Origin of the sequence: Streptomyces sp. CC224B (assembly GCF_030010595.1) — a bacterium.
GTDB classification, from domain to species: Bacteria; Actinomycetota; Actinomycetes; order Streptomycetales; family Streptomycetaceae; genus Streptomyces; species Streptomyces longispororuber.
This window is the reverse complement of record NZ_JASCXL010000258.1, coordinates 1-716: the sequence shown is the minus strand read 5'-3', so window position 1 is coordinate 716 and position 716 is coordinate 1. Positions and strand designations below refer to the sequence as shown.

Here is a 716-nt window from a genome sequence, read left to right as displayed (position 1 = left end):
CACTACCCGGACACGGTGCTGCTGGCCGAGGCCAACCAGTGGCCCGAGGACGTCGTGGACTACTTCGGCTCGTTCGAGAACGGCGGCGACGAGTGCCACATGGCCTTCCACTTCCCCGTCATGCCGCGGATCTTCATGGCCGTGCGCCGCGAGTCGCGCTACCCCGTCTCCGAGATCCTGGCCAAGACCCCGGCCATCCCCTCGGGCTGCCAGTGGGGCATCTTCCTGCGCAACCACGACGAACTGACCCTGGAGATGGTCACCGACGAGGAACGCGACTACATGTACGCGGAGTACGCCAAGGACCCGCGCATGCGCGCCAACATCGGCATCCGCCGCCGCCTCGCCCCGCTCCTGGACAACGACCGCAACCAGATCGAGCTGTTCACCGCCCTGCTGCTGTCCCTGCCCGGCTCACCGATCCTGTACTACGGCGACGAGATCGGCATGGGCGACAACATCTGGCTCGGCGACCGCGACGCGGTACGCACCCCCATGCAGTGGACCCCCGACCGCAACGCCGGCTTCTCCTCCTGCGACCCCGGCCGCCTCTGCCTGGCCGCGATCATGGACCCGGTCTACGGTTACCAGGTCACCAACGTCGAGGCCGCCATGTCCTCGCCGTCCTCCCTGCTGCACTGGACCCGGCGCATGATCGAGATCCGCAAGCAGAACCCCGCCTTCGGCCTCGGCTCCTACACCGAACTGCCCTCGTC

Annotated in this window: 1 protein-coding gene; it reads left to right on the top strand. The window is 67.7% G+C overall.

Annotated features, from left to right (window positions below; translation table 11 throughout):
* Window positions 1–716: alpha-amylase family glycosyl hydrolase (locus tag QK440_RS41245; RefSeq protein ID WP_282798395.1), on the top strand; the 716-nt coding region annotated here is incomplete at both ends.